We start from the raw sequence: 14,530 nt of genomic DNA, 5'->3' as shown, positions 1-14,530 counted from the left end.
TCGATCCTGCCCAACGGTCCCCCCGAGCACACGCTGGACGCGGCCAACCGGGGCGCGGCGCGCATTCGAACTTCTGACCGTCTTGTCCGTGAAAAGAGGGAACGGCTCCGCGCCGAGGCCTTCGAGGGGCACTCGGGCCGGGCCGCCGCGGCCGGACCCCGGGCGCCGTTCACGCGCCGCCGTCCGCAGCGGGCAGCGACGCGGCGGATCGAGGCCGAGAGGCTGCGGCGAGGGCCCGCCGCGGCCCGCTGACGCGGCAGCCGAGGCAGTCGGCGTGCCCCGCACGGGCGCCGGTGTCCCGGGTGCGCCAGTCCCAGTCGGCTTCCGGCCGGGGGCCGCTCGGCTTGCCCCACCCTGCGAGGTGCAGCAGCCAGGTGACGATCCCGGCCACGACGACGACGCCGAGCCCGATCCAGATCCCGGGGGTCCAGGCCGCGCACACGGCACCGCCCGCTCCCGCGAAGCCCAACAGTGCCAGGGTGGTCCCGGTCCAGCCGGCCACCGTGTGGCCGAGGTCTACGTGGCCGTGCGCGCTCATGGTTCTCCCTGGTCGGACCGACGGCAGTACGCTCGGAAGCGGGAAGCTTATTTCGCGAGGTAAGCATCTCACTTGCTAAGTAACTTAGATCCTAAGGAGTATGTGGGTGCAGGGCAAGACCCGCCCCCCGGCCACGGCCGGCGAGGCGATTGCGCGCATGGACCAGTACGTCGCCCTCGGCATCGTCGGCCAGCAGGAGGTGGCGCAGCTGCTCGGGCTCAACGTCACCGATCTGACCTGCCTGGGGCACATCCTGGGCGCCGGGGAGGCTCCGCTCGCCGCCGGTGACCTCGCCGGACTGCTGGACCTCACCACCGGAGCCGTCACCGGGGTGCTCAACCGCCTCGAACGCGCCGGATACGCGCGGCGCGTCCCGGACCCGGCCGATCGGCGCCGGGTCCGGGTCGTGGCCGACCCCACGGCCGCCGCGCGGGTCGTCGCCGTGTACCAGCCGATGTACGACCGGCTGGCCACCCTCTTCGCCGACTACACCCCCGACGAGATCGCCGTGATCGCCGACTGGTTCGGCCGCGCGGCGGTCGAGATCCGCGCGCACTGTGCGCAGGTGCGGTCCGGGGAACTGACCGCGGAACCGGCCGGGGAACTGACCGCCGAGGAGGCTTAGCCCCCGCTGGTACCATGGGCGGTTGACCATCTACTTCTTTCTCCCCCTCCTTCTCTCTGCTTCGAAAGGTCCTGCATGAGGAACCCGTCAGCTCATGGGCGCTTCGGTGTGAAGGGCGGTGCCAAGGCCGGTGCCCGGACCCCCGCCAAGGCCCCCCGGACCCTCGGCCCGCAGGGTGAGTTCACGATGCACGCGCCGAAGGAGCCGGCGCTGGCGCCGGTGGAGTCCTTCGCCGAGCTCGACCTGCCCCTTGAGCTGGTGGAGACCATGGCTTCGCTGGCCGTGACGGAGCCGTTCCCGATCCAGGCCGCGACGCTCCCGAACGCGCTGGCCGGCCGGGACGTCCTCGGTCGCGGCCGGACCGGCTCGGGCAAGACCCTCGCCTTCGGCCTGGCGCTGCTGGCCCGTACGGCGGGGCAGCAGGCGGACCCGAAGCGCCCGCTTGCGCTGGTCCTCGTACCGACGCGTGAGCTGGCGCAGCAGGTGACCGAGGCCCTGGAGCCGTACGCCGCGGCCCTGAAGCTGCGGATGGCCACGGTGGTCGGCGGATTGTCCATCGGCCGCCAGGTGAGCTCCCTGCGCACCGGCGCCGAGGTCGTGGTGGCCACCCCCGGGCGGCTCAGCGACCTGGTGGGGCGGCGGGACGTACACCTGGAGCGCGTGAAGATCACCGTGCTCGACGAGGCCGACCAGATGTGCGACATGGGCTTCATGCCGCAGGTCACCGAGATCCTGGACCAGGTGCACCACGCGGGCCAGCGGATGCTGTTCTCGGCGACCCTGGACCGCAATGTCGACCAGCTCGTCCGGAAGTACCTGAAGGACCCGGTCTCGCACTCCGTCGACCCGCAGGCGGGGGCGGTGTCCACGATGGACCACCACGTGCTGCACATCCACGCGGCCGACAAGGTATCGGCGGCGACCGAGATCGCGGCCCGGGACAACCGGGTGCTGATGTTCCTCGACACCAAGCACGGGGTCGACCAGTTCGTGAAGCACCTGCGGGCGATGGGCGTGCGGGCGGAGGGCCTGCACAGCGGCAAGTCGCAGCCGCAGCGCACCCGGACCCTGGCGCAGTTCAAGACCGGGGCCGTCACCGTACTGGTCGCGACGAACGTCGCCGCGCGCGGCATCCACATCGACGACCTCGACCTCGTGGTCAACGTCGACCCGCCCGCCGACCACAAGGACTACCTGCACCGGGGCGGCCGCACCGCGCGGGCCGGCGAGAGCGGCCGGGTCGTCACCCTCGTCACCCCGAACCAGCGCCGGGACATGGTCCGTCTGCTGGCCGACGCCCGGATCCGCCCGACGATCACGCAGGTGCGCTCCGGCGAGGCGGCGCTGACCCGCATCACCGGCGCCAAGGCCCCCTCCGGGGTCCCGCTGGCGGGCTCCGCGCCGACCGACGCCAAGGGAAAGCCCTCGGGCTCGGACCTGGCCTTCCGCGGCATGGGCACCCGCCCCGGCCGGGGCAAGGAGTCCCGCAAGACGATCGAAGCCCGCCAGCAGGCCGAGGCCCGCCGCGCGGCCCGGGTGCGCCGGGGCGTCTGAAACGCGTACGCAGCGCCGCGCCCCGGACCGGATCCGGTCCGGGGGCGTGGTGTCGGCCCTTTCGGTGTCAGCCCCTGCGGCGGCGGTTGCGCGCCACGATCGCACGGGTGACCACGGGCGGGAGCAGGTCCTTGGCCAGCTTGCGCCAGCGGACGCCGGGCCTGCGCACGGCGGCGGGAGCGGGGACCGGCGCCGGTTCCGTCCGCGGCGCGGGGCGCAGCGGCTGCGGGAGGACCGGCACGACCACGCCCCGGTCCTCGGTGCGTATCAGGGGGCGGCCGTCGATCATCTCCACGTAGTGCCGGAGGTCGGTGCGCTCCTCCAGCCACTCGATCAGCGCCGCCTGGTGGGGCGCCGGGTCACCCCAGGTCGCGTAGAGCTTCATGCCCGAGATGCAGATGGGGCGCAGTTCGCCCGTGACCACCGCCGTCCACACGGCGGCGGCGACGCCGGGGGTGTGCTCGGAGCGGTAGTCGTCGAAGACCACCACGGCGTCCGGGGCCGCGACGAGACGCGAGGACGCGATGTCCGTGACGACGTGCTCGTAGAGGTGCGAGGCGTCGATGTGCACGAACCGGCAGCTCGCGGGCTTGACCTGGTCGGCGACGACCGAGGTGGGGGCCTGGATCAGCGTCGGCAGCGCCTCGTGGAAGGCCAGGTAGTTCGTCTCGAAGCCGCGCCGCGTGAGCGTGGGGTAGGACTCGCGGTTCTCGGCGATGTTGAAGTCGTCCGTCGCGGGCGAGTCGAAGAGGTCACAGACGGTGAACTCCTCGCCGGGCTGGAGGTACCGGCCGAGGAAGATCGCACTCTTCCCCATGAAGGCGCCGAGCTCCAGCAGGTCGCCCGGCTGCCCCTCGCCGCTGTTCTGACGCGTCAGGAACCAGTCGAAGAGCACCTGGTCGTGCGCCGAGAACCAGCCCTTGACCTCGTCGTACGTGGTGGGGACGAGCGGGGCTGGCTCACCGTCGGGGGTCGTGACGGAAACTTGTGAAACGTGCGACACGGAGAGTCATCCTCCAGCGAAGTGGCATCGGTCTTCACGCTGATACCCGGCCGGGTAACGGCACCCTAAGCCCTGGATGGGCGTGTGACGAGATGTGAGCAAGATCTTCCTGTTATTGCTCGGCGGACCGGGCCCGCCGCGGGTGATGACCTTGAACGAACGCCCGGCCCGCGGGCACGGCGGCCAGCGGCCCCGGCGCTCTCGCCCGGCGCGACGGCACGGGCCTCCGGGCGGCGGCCGTAGCGCCGGTGCTCGAGTGGCATGACGCGGCGCGGCGTCGCCGGAAGCGGAACGGCTCACCGGTCGAGCGGCAACTCCACCAGTTCTTCCGGCGGTTGGTAACCGGAACGCCGGTAGAGAGGGCTGCTGCGATCCGAGGGCCAGACGATCAGGGTGTCGAACTCGGCTCTGCGTGCGTGCAGTTCGAGGGCTTCGAGGAGCGCCGAGCCGATTCCCTTGTTCCGGTGCGGCGGCGTGACGAAGAAGTTCGTCACGCCGCCGATCGGCGTGTTGTGGCCGTACGGCTCGGGCACCCGCTCCACCGGGCAGAGGAAGACGTGGCCGCAGACGTCGTCACCGGTCTCCGCGACCCAGGCCAGCCAGCGGCCGTTGCCGAGCCGTTCGCGGATCCACAGCTCCGCCTCTTCCAGGGGCCGTTCCGGAGCCGGCGGCTGCCCTTCGGGGTCTTCCTGCTTGAACGCCCAGCGCAGTTCGGCCAGTCGGCGCGCATCGGCGGGTCGGGCCGGCCGCACGGTGAAGTCTGTGGTCATGGGTCGAGTCTCCCGGTACGGGGCGCAGCCGTGCGTCGATCGCCGTGCCGAGGTGGTGGCTCAACGACGGACGGCAGACTGCCTGACGTAACGCACCAACGGCTGCGACGATCGGAGGCGTGATCGCTTGGATGCGCCGCACCCCGCCCGGGGTGGTGACGGTGGTGTGCGCCGTTGCGGCCGGCCTGCTGGTCGGCGCAGCCGTGCATGTCATCGACCTGCTGCAGCACGGCCTTCGGCCTTACGACTGGGCTCCGAGGTGGCTCAACCTCTACTGGTCCTCGCTGGCGCTCCTCGACCCGCTCGCGGCTGCGCTTCTGATCGGCGGCAAGCGTCGAGGAACAGACCTCGCCTGCGTCATCCTGACGACCGACCTCGCCGCCAACTGGTACGCGGCCTACGGCATCCAGAGCAGCAGCCTCGCTGCTCAGCCCGGCCTCCAGCGGTTGGTCGCCTTCGCCGTACTCGTCCTGTGCACGGCGCCGTTCGTCCGACGGCGCCTCGCCGCATGAGCCGCCGTGAAAGGCGGTCACCGGGGGGCTTCTCTTCGCCGTCGTCGGCGGCCCGACAGTGGTGCGCGTCCGCCCACCAGTCGTCGTCCGGGTCGTCGTGGGAGCTCCGGCGGATCCACCGCCGCAGCAGGCCATCAGCCGCCCGGGCTCTCCTTCGGCTCGTGGTCGGCTCGCCACCGGTTCAGAACGCGGTGCCGCGGCGCAGGCGTTCGGCGGCCGTGTTGCGGACGCGGCGGGTGCGGGCGTCGGTGGCCAGCAGGGTCAGGGCCTCGTACGAGGTCAACAGGCGGACGGCGGCGCGCTGGCACCAGTCGGAGGCTGCGGTGAGCTCCTCGGCGGACCAGGGCTCGCCCCGGGTGACGGCCTTGAGCAGGCTCCACTCCCGCAACCGGCGCTCGGGGAAGGGGCGCCCGGCGAGGGCGGCGGCCATGGCCCGGGCCCAGGCGGCGAACTCCTCGTCTGCGAGCAGTCGTACGGCTCGCCGGTCGAGGTGGGTGACCACCGCGCTCTCGGCCATCACCCGGTCGGGATCGCGCAGTACGGCGACCACGACCTCCGCCTCGGTCTCCGCGCCCGCGCCCGGCGCCGCGGCCAGTGACTCCAGGTGGCGGGCGTAGCGCCGGTGCTCGGGGGGTTCGTCGGCGTCGGGGCCGTTCATGGGGCCCCGCACCGGTATGCCCGTGGCGGGTCGCTGCTGATCGTTTCCTCGCGCCATGGCCCCCATTCCACACGATCACCACGGGCCGCCGGCGTTCAGGGTGCCGTCAGCTCCTGTTCAGCGGTGCGGGACCAACATCAGGGCCTCCGCACCGACCGGTCGGTAGCCCGCGGCCTGGAAGGCTCGGATGCTGCGCGCGTTGCCGGTGGCCTGTTGGGACCAGACCGGCTGCCCGTCGGGGACGAGGTGGCGGGCGGCACGGGCCAGCTCCCGGCCGATTCCTCGGTGGCGCACGCCCTCGTCGACCTCGACGGCCGCCTCCCAGCGACCCGCGACTCCGCGGCCGAGGACGAGGACTCCCCCGGCCGCCGACCAGACCCGTACGTCGTGGCGGCGGCGCAGGGCCCTGCGCACGCGCGGGTGGTCGGGGTCGGTCGTCTCCACGAGCTCCAGTGCCGGTGCGCCGGGCAGCGGACCGGCGACGGTGAGCAGGTCGATCGTGTCCGTGCCGCGTCCCGTGCGGTCGAGCAACGCGGCCAGGAACCGGGGGTTCATGGTGGCGGCCAGCGCGTCGCAGTCGAGGGCGGCCAGGGCGGCGCGGACCCAGTCCGGGTCCTCGTCCGTGAACACCACGGAGTGTGCGGTGAAGGCGATGACGCCCGCGTCGCGCCGGTGTTCCTGCGGGACCACGGTCGTGCGGCCGTCAGGGGGCGGGAACCGGCCCTCGGCGGCAGCGTCCAGGACCTCCGTCAACGTCCGTCCCATGACCGTCAGACCTGCTCGAAGTGGAACGACTTGATGAAACAGTCGCGGGGCTGGCCGATCGCGAAGAAGATGCAGTCCACCAGCGATTGCGAGGTGAGCGGGTCCTTCGCGGTGCGCGGTGCGCCCTCCCAGGACTCCGACAGCGGGTCGTGGTTGTCGAAGTCCGGCGGGTAGAGGGAGATGACGCGGACGCCCTGGTCGCGCAGCCTGCGCGAGAGGATCTCGGTGAAGCCGGCCTGGGCGCTCTTGGCCGCGTAGAAGGCGGCGTGGGCGTCGGAGCGGTGGTGGCCGGTCTCCCCGCAGCCGGAGACCACGGTGACGATGTCCGGCTTGGTCGACTTCAGGAGCAGCGGGAGGAATGCCTTGGTCGCCAGGACGGTGCCGGTGGCGCCGGAGGCGAGGGTGTCGATCACGTCCTCGTCGGACGCGGACAGCAGGTCCGTGCCGTGCTGGTAGCGGGAGCCGTTGTTGACGAGCACGTCCACGTGGTCGGTGCGGGCGGCGACCGCGGCGGCGAACTCCCTTACGGACGCGGGATCGGTGAGGTCGCAGGCGTAGGCGTGGACGCGGTCCGCGTCGTGGCCCTGCGCGCGGATCTCTTCGCGGACGCGCTCGGCGGCTTCTAAGGTGCGGGCGGAGAGGTGGACCTCGGCTCCCCTGCTCGCGAAACGAAGGGCGAGGGTGCGCCCGAAGTCGCGGCCGGCGGCCGTGATGACGACGCGGTGGTGCTCCAGTGCCATGTCTGCGCTCCTGATTCGTGGTCTATACACATGATCTCAGGTGCGGGGCGGGGTGGTTGGGCCGGGTGGGGGGACCGCGGAGAGCCGGACCGTTCGGGACGACCGGGGGCACCGACGCGGACGCGTACCGGCCCTCCGCATCGCGCTTCAGCCCTCGCCCGCCTCCTGGTCCGCCTCCGGCAGCGGAGCCCCGGTCTCCAGCAGGGTCTTGAGGCTGGACGCGAGCATCGGCCAGGCCCGTCCGCACATGCCGATCAGCGTTCCGCCGGGTTCGAAGTCCTCGTGCAGGATGGTCAGCCGTGCGAGGGTGTCGCCGACGGGCTCGATCTCGTACGTGACCTTCGTACGGCGCTCCTTCGCCAGTTCGGCCCGCAGCTCTTCGCCGATCCCGACCGAGGCCGCCCACTGCGGGGTGAAGGTGTGCCAGGTGTAGGAGAGCAGGCGGTCCGGGACGCAGTCGAGGACCAACTGTTCGGGGTCGCTGGTACGGGCCCCCCGCTCGACCCAGTCCATCGGCGAGCCCACCGCCCAGTCGGTCTCGAAGCTCAGGCCCCAGTACCGGCGGGTGAAGGCGGGCTCGGTGAGGGCCTGCCAGACCCTGGCGGGATCGGCCTGGATGTACAGGGTGTAGGTGATCGCGCTGTCGCTCATGGCCCCATGCTGCGGGACCGCGGACCGCGGACGCCGGATTTCCCGATCATGGCGGTGGCCGCGGGGCGGGTCAGTACACGTGGAAGGCCAGCCCGCACAGCCCGAGGCCGGCCTGCACCGCGGCCCGCCAGACACGGAGCGGGCCGTCCAGGACGCTTTCGCGGGGCTCGGGGTCCAGCCAGACCTGCTCCTGCGCCCGCGCCCGCTCCGCCGGGCCGAATCCGAGGGCCCGCTCCACCGCGGGCAGTGCCCGCCGTGTTTCGGCGGCGGTCAGCAGGAAGTTCCCGCACCAGCCGGGCAGCAGGGCCGCGCGCTCGGGGCCGACGGCGTGGAACAGTGCGCTGACCGGGTACGCCTTGCTGTGCACCGACACGAACATGAGCTCCTGGTCCGGCTGTCGCTCCCAGACGTCGTCCACGAACGGGAACGCGCACAGGTCGTCGACGTGGCGGCCCGGGCGGGTCAGGTCCTGGAAGGAGCGGATCGCCTCGTCCTCCGCGGGGGTGCAGGTCCACCAGGTGCGGTGGTCGGGGAGCGGGGCACGCTGCCAGGCCGTCCAGCGGCGGCGGGCCCGCGGGCAGGTGCGGTCGGCCTCGATGGCCGCCGCCGTCCGCGGCGCGAGGTCCGCGATCACGGAGTCCTCGTGGCAGCTGATCGACCAGGCGCTGGTGAAACCCATGCCGTCGACGGTAGGGGGCGCCGCTGACAACGCCCCTGACCATGCCGCCACCGGCGCCCCCGGCAGTGCCGCCGACCCCTCACCGGCGAGCGTCCTCCCCGGGGAGTTCCGTGAGCGGGGTACGGGCGGGGACGGGGAGGCCGAAACGGGCGCGGGCGGCGTGGACCGCCGCGAGCTCGTCGTCGCCCGCCCCTCCCCAGTCGCTCAGTTCGCGGACCTGTTCGGGGGTGGCCAGCAGGCGGGCGTACTCCGGGGCCGCGCCCGCGGGGAGGTCGGCGAGGCGGGCCGTGGTGCGGGCGTGGGCGCCCTGCTCGCCGTGCCGGTAGCCGAGCGGGGCGGCGTCCTCGGTGGCTGCGGCCGTCGGGGGCGGGAGGTGGGCCGCGCCGGTGGCCCGGGAGATCAGCACCAGGACCCGGCCGTCGGGGGCGAACAGCCAGGCCGACAGGTCCCGTACGGGCAGCCGCTCCGGTACCGGGCCCGGATGCCAGGCACCGTGCTGCGGGGTCCGCCGGGTGCGCAGGACCCCGAGCCGGTCGAGGGCGGTCGGCGCGGTGGGACGGCCGTCCTCGAGGAGGGCGGCGCCGGAGCCGTTGATGCGGGCGCGCAGGGCGGACAGGGCGCGGCGGGCGTCGCCGGGGTCCATCAGGGCGGGCAGGTCGGCCGGTTCGGCGAAGTGGATGGCGGTGATCTCCTGGGCCGGGAGGCGGACGGCTTCGATCCGGTCGGGGGTCCAGGTGCCGCCGTCGTAGACGTGCAGGATCTCGCCGGGGAAGCGCATCTCGGGCGGGAAGCCGGGGGTGTCGGCCGGGATCCAGTCCACGGCGAGGCCGCGCGGGTAGCGGCCGTCGACGCCGAGTTCCTCGCGCAGCTCCCGGGCGGCCGCCGCGGACGGCGCCTCGCCGGCGTCCACGGCCCCGCCGGGCAGCAGCCGGTCGGCGCGGTAGTCGACGCTCTGGACGAGGATCCGGCCGCGGGTGTCGGTGACGAGGACGACGGCCGCGGTCCACACGGCGGCCCGCGAGGCCCCGTACTCCGCCGGGGTCATCCAGGTCCCCGTCCGCTCCCGCTCGTGTTCGTCGATCGCGTCGTGTTCGTCGATCGCGCCCTGGTCGGTCAGCTGCGGCATCGGACTCCGTTCACCGTGGGTGGACCTGCCGGCCTGTGCAACAGCGGGCGCGGCTCCCGGGTTACGGCGCCCCGCCCGCCCTCTCCGACACCCGACTCCTTTGCCACTCCTATACCTCCTTATTACTTGGTTATGCACTCCCTGGTACGTTCCGGATGCGGACTGGCGGCGTGAAAGCCGTCGGTCCGACCAGCTTTCAGGCACCGCACGCACCCGACGGACCCAGGAGATACCCCCACATGCGACGCGCCTCCCCCACGGGCACCGGCACCCCGGCGGCACCCGGCAGGAGGTGGACCGCGACGGGGATCGCCGGTGCGGACGCGGGCGCCGCGGCCGTCGGCTTCGGCGGGCTGTACGCCGCCGGGCTGCTCCTCACCGGTGAGGAGGTCGCCGCGGGAACGAAGGTGCGCGGCGTCGCCACAGGCGGGATGAGCCGGGACGAGGCCCGGCAGACCCTCGACCGCGTGCTCGGCCCGGCCGCGCTCGGCCTGTCCCTGGACAGCGCCGCGACCGCCGACCGGGCCGCGCGCACCGGCTCCGGCCCGACGTGCGAGCCCCGATCCCCGCTGGAGGGCTTCGACGTGGCCGTCGACCGCGTGTCCGTACAGGGCGGCGAGGAGGTCGGGCGGGAGACGATGAAGACCCGTCACACCCCGCGCGACCGTGTGACGTGCGGCGCGTGACGGGCCCGGGTGCGGCGGGGGCGGCCGCGGGGTCCGGCGGCCGGCTGGCCGGGGTCGATGCCGTACGCGGGCTGGCCGTCCTCGGCATGTTCGCCGTGCACGTCGGCCCCAGCCCGGAGCCGGAGGGCGCCGGATACCTCCTCGTCGCGGCCGACGGGCGCGCTCCGGCCCTCTTCACCCTGCTCGCCGGCTTCTCCCTGGTCCTCGCCCAGCGCGGGCTGGACCCGGCGCAGCGCCCGCAGGGCTGGGCGCGACGCTGGCGCCCGCTGCTGATCCGGTGCGCGCTGCTGGCCGTACTCGGCGTGTGGCTGGCCTCGTTGTGGCCCGGGATCCTGGTCATCTTGGCCTTCTTCGCCGTGTACTTCCTGGCGGCCGAGCCCTTCACCCGGCTGTCCACCCCGGTGCTCGCCGTCGTGGCGGGCGGCTCGGTGGTGGCGGGCCCGCTGCTGTCGTTCCTACTGGGCCCGGTGTTCGGGTACGAGGCGTCCGGGCGCGGGCTGGTCCCGGAGGTCGCCGATCTGGCCAGTTGGTCCGGGCTGGGTGCGGTACTGCTGGAGCTGCTGCTCACCGGGGCGTATCCGCTGGCCACGTACTTCCCGTACGTGCTGGTCGGAATGGCGCTCGCCCGGCTGTGCGAGGTGCGGGAGCGGTCCGTGGCCCGGCGGATGGCGCTGTGGGGCACCGTGGCCGCCTTCGCCGGATACGGCTCCGCGTGGCTCGCGAGCCACGTGTTCGGCGCCCGGCAGCGGTTGCTGGAGGCGATCGCCGTCCACCATCCCGAGGCCCTGGCCGCGGCCGATCCCGTACGGGAAGTGCTGCAAGGCCAGTACGGCGCCGTGCCCAGCACCTCCTGGGACTGGCTGCTGGTGGCCGATCCCTACAGCCAGACCCCGCTCGAAACCCTGGGCAACGCGGGGGTGGGCTGCGCCCTCATCGGCCTGTGCGCGCTCGCCGCACGGCACGGGGTGGGCGCGCGCCTGCTGCGGCCGCTCACGGTGCTCGGGGCGATGGCGCTGAGCGCGTACGTCGTCCACGCGCTGGTGCTGGCCGGTCCGGCACACGGCGCCGCGTCCTGGTCCGCCTGGCTGGCCTTCAGCGGCGCGGCCCTGGCCCTGACCTGGGCCTGGCAGCTGATCTGGGCCGAAAGCCCGCTGCGCCGCGGCCCGGTGGAACACGTGCTCCGGCTGGCCACGTCGGGGCGTGGCCGGGCCTGAGCGCGCCGTCACCCGTCCGTGTGATGGGGTTCGGCTCGCGCGGCGCCGGTACGGCAGGGTGGGTGGATGCAGCTGCGTCTCGCCCTGCCCCTGCCCCTTGCCGCGCTCGTGTTGGCCACCGGGTGCCTGACGGTGCGTCCCGCCGCGCTGCCGGACGCACCGCGACCGGCGGAGCCCGCGGCGGCCCGTGCGCAGGACCGGCAACCGACGCCCCTCGCGCTGCCGTTGGGTCCGCTCCCGACATCGCCGGAAGCCCCCTCGCCCGCACCGCCCGCTCCGCCCGTGGTCCTGGAGGCCGGGCCACCACCACCACCACCACCGGCACCGGCTGCGGCTGCGGCTGCGGCACCGGCCGCGGCCGAGCGGCCGCGTCGCCCGCGCCGGGTCGATACGAAACCGCCGCGCCCCCGGCGGCCCGCCAAGCAGGTGAAAACCGCGGCCCCGGCGAAGCCCCGCAAGCGGCCGCCGACGGTGGCCGAGCCCCGGCCGGCGCCGCAGCGTCCGTACGACATGCCCTCCCTGTGCGAGGCGGCCAAGGGCATCGTGCATCCGTCCATCGTCGCCCTCTGCCGCTGAGGGCGCCCATGGTCCGCCGCGGCCTCGGGGATACCCTCGGAGCCGCGGAACGGACGACACGGGGAGCCAAGAAGATGTACGAGGCGGGGCCGTCGGCGGTGGATGCCGTGCGGGCGCTGAAGGAACTGGCGCGGGAGCGGCCGGACGAGCTGGAGCTGTTCGAAGGGTTCACGGACGCGGAGTTGGACGGCTGGCCCGTGGCGGTGCCCGCGGAGGTGCGGGGCGTCCTGCGGGAGATCGGCGGCTTGGAGACAGAGGACCACGAGTACCGTTTCGGGCCGCGCGGCCGTGAGGTGTTCGCGGACGGCTGCTGGACCCTGGGGGAAACCGACTTCGGCGAAGGCTCGCTGATCGTGGGGGTCGGGGGCGCCTGCTGGGGGCCGGTCGTGGCCGTCAACCCGTGGGGGTCCGACCCCGATGTCACCGTCGAGGCACCGGACTTCACCGCGTGGCTCGCCGGGTTCGCCGAACGGTTCGCGGACGGGGTGGCGGACCGGCCGCGGGGGAAGTTCTCCGTACCGGCCACCTCCACCGTGGAACTCGCCGAGGGGGGCGAGGCGGGCGAAGGGCTCGACGGCGAGCTCGCCGCGCTCGTCGGCCGTGGCGACCCGCTCACCGATCTCGTCGATCTGCACGGCCTGCCGGGCTATCCGTGTGCCGTGGACTGGGAGCCGTACTTCTCCACCTTCCACAACACGGCCGACACCGGAAGCAGCGAGATCCAGTTCCAGATCGTGGGTGAGGGCCGGGCCCTCCTGCTGCGCAGCGTGGTCAGCGGGGACTTCCTCGGCCGGGCCGTGCGCCGCCACCGCGTGCCGGCCGATGCCGCCCGGCGTGCGGTGGCCGAGCTGCGGGAACTGGCGGATGGCTGCCCCGGTTTCGTCGTGCTCGACGCGGGGTGCGCCGACTCCGTCATGGACGGCTGGGCGGTCCCGGTCCCCGAGGAGGTCCGGACCGTGCTCCGGGAGATCGGCGCAGTGGCGATCGCCGGACTTCCGGCCCTGCGGCTGCTGCCCGGGGCGCCCGAGCACGCGGTGGATCCCGAACTGCACCGCATGCTGGGCGGCGACGGTTCGTACTGGCCGCTCGCACGGATCGGCGACGGGCGCGGCCACGCCCTCGCGCAGATCCGCATCGACCCGGCAACCGGCCGGTGGGGGTACGTCGTGTCCGTGCCCGGCGACGGCGAAAGCCTGCGGGAGTACCCGGAGCTGGCCCTGCTCGCCGAGTCCCTGCCGGACCTGTTGCTGACCTTCGCACGGCTGGCCCGGCGGGCCGCTGCGGGTCCTGACTTCGCCGCGCGGATGGCCCGGGACACCCGGTGGCTGTTCCCCAACACCGGGGAGCCGTGGCCGCGGCCCGCCCCGGTCGGTGAGTGGGCCGGTTCGGCGGACCCGCTGCTCGCGGCGGCCACCGAGCTGCCGGCCGGAACGCACGCCGCCGACCTGCGGGCGGTGCCGATCCCGAGCGACCTGTGCTTCTACCGGGCGGCCGGCTGGCCGTACGCGGCCCGGCTGGAGCGACTGCACTTCGCGGCGGGCGGCCAACTCGCCGCCGCCGTGCCCGTGCCGGTACGGGGCTGACGGCGGCGCGGCCCCCGGGCCCGTTCAGCCGACCGGCCCCGGCCCGGCTGCCCGGGGGTGGCGGGCGGGTTCGCTTGGATGGGCCGGACGGAGCCCGACCGGAGCCCCGTACCGCCCTCCACCCCCAGGGAGTCGCCATGACGAAGATCGCCCTCTTCGGCGCGACCGGCACCGTCGGAACCCGGGTGCTGCGCGAAGCGCTCCGGCGCGGCTACGAGGTCACGGCCGTCGTACGCGATCCGGCCGGACTCCCGGACACCATGACCGGGACCGGGACGATCGTGGTGGTGCGCGGCGACGTCCTCGATCCTGCGTCGGTGGCCGCCGTGGCGGCCGGGCACGACGTGGTGGTCAGCGCCTTCGGACCCGGCCGCGGGGACCCCACCGACCTGGTGACCGCCGCGGAGTCGCTGATCGGCGGGGTGCGGTCGCTCGGTGGGGACGCTCCCGCGCCGCGGGTGGTCATCGTCGGCGGGGCGGGGTCGCTGCGTACCCCCGGCGGCCAACTGGTCCGGGACGCGGCCGGTGTTCCGGCGGCCGTCCTGGCGGTGATGCGCGCCCACGGCGACGCCCTGGACTTCCTGCGCACCGTGCCCGTGGAGCAGGTGCGCTGGACCTGTCTGAGCCCGCCCGCGCAGATCGCACCGGGCGAGCGGACGGGCACGTACCGGCTGGGGCTCGACGACCTGGTGGTCGACGAGGGGGGCCGGAGCCGGATCTCGACGGAGGACTTCGCCGTCGCCCTGATCGACGAGATCGAGCGCGACGCGCACGCGGGCCGACGGTTCACCGTCGCCCACTGAGCGACCGGGAAGGCGTGCACGAGGCGTGCGGACGGTGTTATTGGGTG

At 73.9% G+C, this 14,530-nt stretch carries 17 protein-coding genes; 8 read left to right on the top strand and 9 right to left on the bottom strand.

Going from position 1 to position 14,530, the window contains the following annotated elements; genetic code table 11:
- Positions 1 to 169 precede the first annotated feature (169 nt).
- Positions 170 to 538 (bottom strand): HGxxPAAW family protein, encoded by a 369-nt coding sequence (locus tag OG386_RS38670; protein WP_328791998.1) that lies wholly within the window; start codon positions 536 to 538, stop codon positions 170 to 172.
- A 106-nt stretch (positions 539 to 644) separates the two neighbouring features.
- Between OG386_RS38670 and OG386_RS38665 the strand changes: the two genes are divergently transcribed.
- Positions 645 to 1,163 (top strand): MarR family winged helix-turn-helix transcriptional regulator, encoded by a 519-nt coding sequence (locus OG386_RS38665; protein ID WP_328791997.1) that lies wholly within the window; start codon positions 645 to 647, stop codon positions 1,161 to 1,163.
- 75 nt (positions 1,164 to 1,238) lie between these two features.
- On the top strand, positions 1,239 to 2,717 hold the full coding sequence (locus OG386_RS38660; protein ID WP_384827669.1) for a DEAD/DEAH box helicase: 1,479 nt from the start codon (positions 1,239 to 1,241) through the stop codon (positions 2,715 to 2,717).
- 67 nt (positions 2,718 to 2,784) lie between these two features.
- Here the strand turns inward: OG386_RS38660 and OG386_RS38655 are convergent, their stop codons facing one another.
- Together OG386_RS38655 and OG386_RS38650 are read right to left on the bottom strand one after the other, a co-directional pair.
- Positions 2,785 to 3,720, bottom strand: coding sequence for a class I SAM-dependent methyltransferase (locus OG386_RS38655; RefSeq protein ID WP_443053264.1), 936 nt, complete (start codon positions 3,718 to 3,720; stop codon positions 2,785 to 2,787).
- A 296-nt stretch (positions 3,721 to 4,016) separates the two neighbouring features.
- On the bottom strand, positions 4,017 to 4,490 hold the full coding sequence (locus OG386_RS38650) for a GNAT family N-acetyltransferase (RefSeq protein ID WP_328791996.1): 474 nt from the start codon (positions 4,488 to 4,490) through the stop codon (positions 4,017 to 4,019).
- 119 nt (positions 4,491 to 4,609) lie between these two features.
- Here OG386_RS38650 and OG386_RS38645 point away from each other — a divergent pair, with 119 nt between their 5' ends.
- Positions 4,610 to 5,002, top strand: coding sequence for a hypothetical protein (locus OG386_RS38645; protein WP_328791995.1), 393 nt, complete (start codon positions 4,610 to 4,612; stop codon positions 5,000 to 5,002).
- Positions 5,003 to 5,183: 181 nt separating this feature from the next.
- Here OG386_RS38645 and OG386_RS38640 read toward each other — a convergent pair whose 3' ends face one another.
- The 6 genes from OG386_RS38640 to OG386_RS38615 all read right to left on the bottom strand — a co-directional run bounded on the left by OG386_RS38640 (position 5,184) and on the right by OG386_RS38615 (position 9,621).
- Complete coding sequence (locus tag OG386_RS38640; RefSeq protein ID WP_328791994.1) at positions 5,184 to 5,717, bottom strand: hypothetical protein; 534 nt, start codon at positions 5,715 to 5,717, stop codon at positions 5,184 to 5,186.
- 60 nt (positions 5,718 to 5,777) lie between these two features.
- Positions 5,778 to 6,425, bottom strand: a complete 648-nt coding sequence (locus tag OG386_RS38635; protein ID WP_328791993.1) for a GNAT family N-acetyltransferase — start codon at positions 6,423 to 6,425, stop codon at positions 5,778 to 5,780.
- Between the two features lie 5 nt (positions 6,426 to 6,430).
- Positions 6,431 to 7,165 carry an SDR family oxidoreductase gene (locus OG386_RS38630; RefSeq protein ID WP_328791992.1) on the bottom strand — a complete coding sequence of 245 codons (735 nt, stop codon included), beginning with the start codon at positions 7,163 to 7,165 and terminating at the stop codon, positions 6,431 to 6,433.
- Positions 7,166 to 7,312: 147 nt separating this feature from the next.
- Positions 7,313 to 7,816 (bottom strand): SRPBCC domain-containing protein, encoded by a 504-nt coding sequence (locus OG386_RS38625; protein WP_328791991.1) that lies wholly within the window; start codon positions 7,814 to 7,816, stop codon positions 7,313 to 7,315.
- Positions 7,817 to 7,886: 70 nt separating this feature from the next.
- The gene (locus tag OG386_RS38620; RefSeq protein ID WP_328791990.1) at positions 7,887 to 8,495 is read right to left on the bottom strand and encodes a hypothetical protein; all 609 of its coding nucleotides are present in this window, start codon (positions 8,493 to 8,495) and stop codon (positions 7,887 to 7,889) included.
- Positions 8,496 to 8,574: 79 nt separating this feature from the next.
- Complete coding sequence (locus tag OG386_RS38615) at positions 8,575 to 9,621, bottom strand: NUDIX domain-containing protein (RefSeq protein ID WP_328791989.1); 1,047 nt, start codon at positions 9,619 to 9,621, stop codon at positions 8,575 to 8,577.
- A gap of 239 nt (positions 9,622 to 9,860) precedes the next feature.
- Between OG386_RS38615 and OG386_RS38610 the strand changes: the two genes are divergently transcribed.
- The 5 genes from OG386_RS38610 (at position 9,861) to OG386_RS38590 (ending at position 14,483) form a co-directional block, all read left to right on the top strand.
- Positions 9,861 to 10,307 carry a hypothetical protein gene (locus OG386_RS38610; protein ID WP_328791988.1) on the top strand — a complete coding sequence of 149 codons (447 nt, stop codon included), beginning with the start codon at positions 9,861 to 9,863 and terminating at the stop codon, positions 10,305 to 10,307.
- The gene (locus OG386_RS38605) at positions 10,304 to 11,521 is read left to right on the top strand and encodes a DUF418 domain-containing protein (protein WP_328791987.1); all 1,218 of its coding nucleotides are present in this window, start codon (positions 10,304 to 10,306) and stop codon (positions 11,519 to 11,521) included. Before OG386_RS38610 ends, OG386_RS38605 begins: the two co-directional genes overlap by 4 nt.
- Positions 11,522 to 11,587: 66 nt before the next feature.
- Positions 11,588 to 12,097: a hypothetical protein gene (locus OG386_RS38600; protein WP_328791986.1), complete on the top strand. Its 510-nt coding sequence runs from the start codon at positions 11,588 to 11,590 to the stop codon at positions 12,095 to 12,097.
- 74 nt (positions 12,098 to 12,171) lie between these two features.
- Positions 12,172 to 13,680: a hypothetical protein gene (locus OG386_RS38595; protein WP_328791985.1), complete on the top strand. Its 1,509-nt coding sequence runs from the start codon at positions 12,172 to 12,174 to the stop codon at positions 13,678 to 13,680.
- A 137-nt stretch (positions 13,681 to 13,817) separates the two neighbouring features.
- Positions 13,818 to 14,483: an NAD(P)-dependent oxidoreductase gene (locus OG386_RS38590; protein WP_328791984.1), complete on the top strand. Its 666-nt coding sequence runs from the start codon at positions 13,818 to 13,820 to the stop codon at positions 14,481 to 14,483.
- Positions 14,484 to 14,530 lie beyond the last annotated feature (47 nt).

Origin of the sequence: Streptomyces sp. NBC_00273, assembly GCF_036178145.1 — a bacterium.
GTDB lineage: Bacteria > Actinomycetota > Actinomycetes > Streptomycetales > Streptomycetaceae > Streptomyces.
This window is presented reverse-complemented; position numbering and strand designations above follow the sequence as displayed.

Coding starts and splice junctions, on each gene's coding strand:
- OG386_RS38640 (WP_328791994.1), bottom strand. CDS start 5,717: ATGGCGCGAGGAAACGATCAGCAGCGACCCGCCACGGGCATACCGGTG.
- OG386_RS38600 (WP_328791986.1), top strand. CDS start 11,588: ATGCAGCTGCGTCTCGCCCTGCCCCTGCCCCTTGCCGCGCTCGTGTTG.
- OG386_RS38620 (WP_328791990.1), bottom strand. CDS start 8,495: ATGGGTTTCACCAGCGCCTGGTCGATCAGCTGCCACGAGGACTCCGTG.
- OG386_RS38670 (WP_328791998.1), bottom strand. CDS start 538: ATGAGCGCGCACGGCCACGTAGACCTCGGCCACACGGTGGCCGGCTGG.
- OG386_RS38660 (WP_384827669.1), top strand. CDS start 1,239: ATGAGGAACCCGTCAGCTCATGGGCGCTTCGGTGTGAAGGGCGGTGCC.
- OG386_RS38635 (WP_328791993.1), bottom strand. CDS start 6,425: ATGGGACGGACGTTGACGGAGGTCCTGGACGCTGCCGCCGAGGGCCGG.
- OG386_RS38625 (WP_328791991.1), bottom strand. CDS start 7,816: ATGAGCGACAGCGCGATCACCTACACCCTGTACATCCAGGCCGATCCC.
- OG386_RS38615 (WP_328791989.1), bottom strand. CDS start 9,621: ATGCCGCAGCTGACCGACCAGGGCGCGATCGACGAACACGACGCGATC.
- OG386_RS38595 (WP_328791985.1), top strand. CDS start 12,172: ATGTACGAGGCGGGGCCGTCGGCGGTGGATGCCGTGCGGGCGCTGAAG.
- OG386_RS38610 (WP_328791988.1), top strand. CDS start 9,861: ATGCGACGCGCCTCCCCCACGGGCACCGGCACCCCGGCGGCACCCGGC.
- OG386_RS38630 (WP_328791992.1), bottom strand. CDS start 7,165: ATGGCACTGGAGCACCACCGCGTCGTCATCACGGCCGCCGGCCGCGAC.
- OG386_RS38590 (WP_328791984.1), top strand. CDS start 13,818: ATGACGAAGATCGCCCTCTTCGGCGCGACCGGCACCGTCGGAACCCGG.
- OG386_RS38650 (WP_328791996.1), bottom strand. CDS start 4,490: ATGACCACAGACTTCACCGTGCGGCCGGCCCGACCCGCCGATGCGCGC.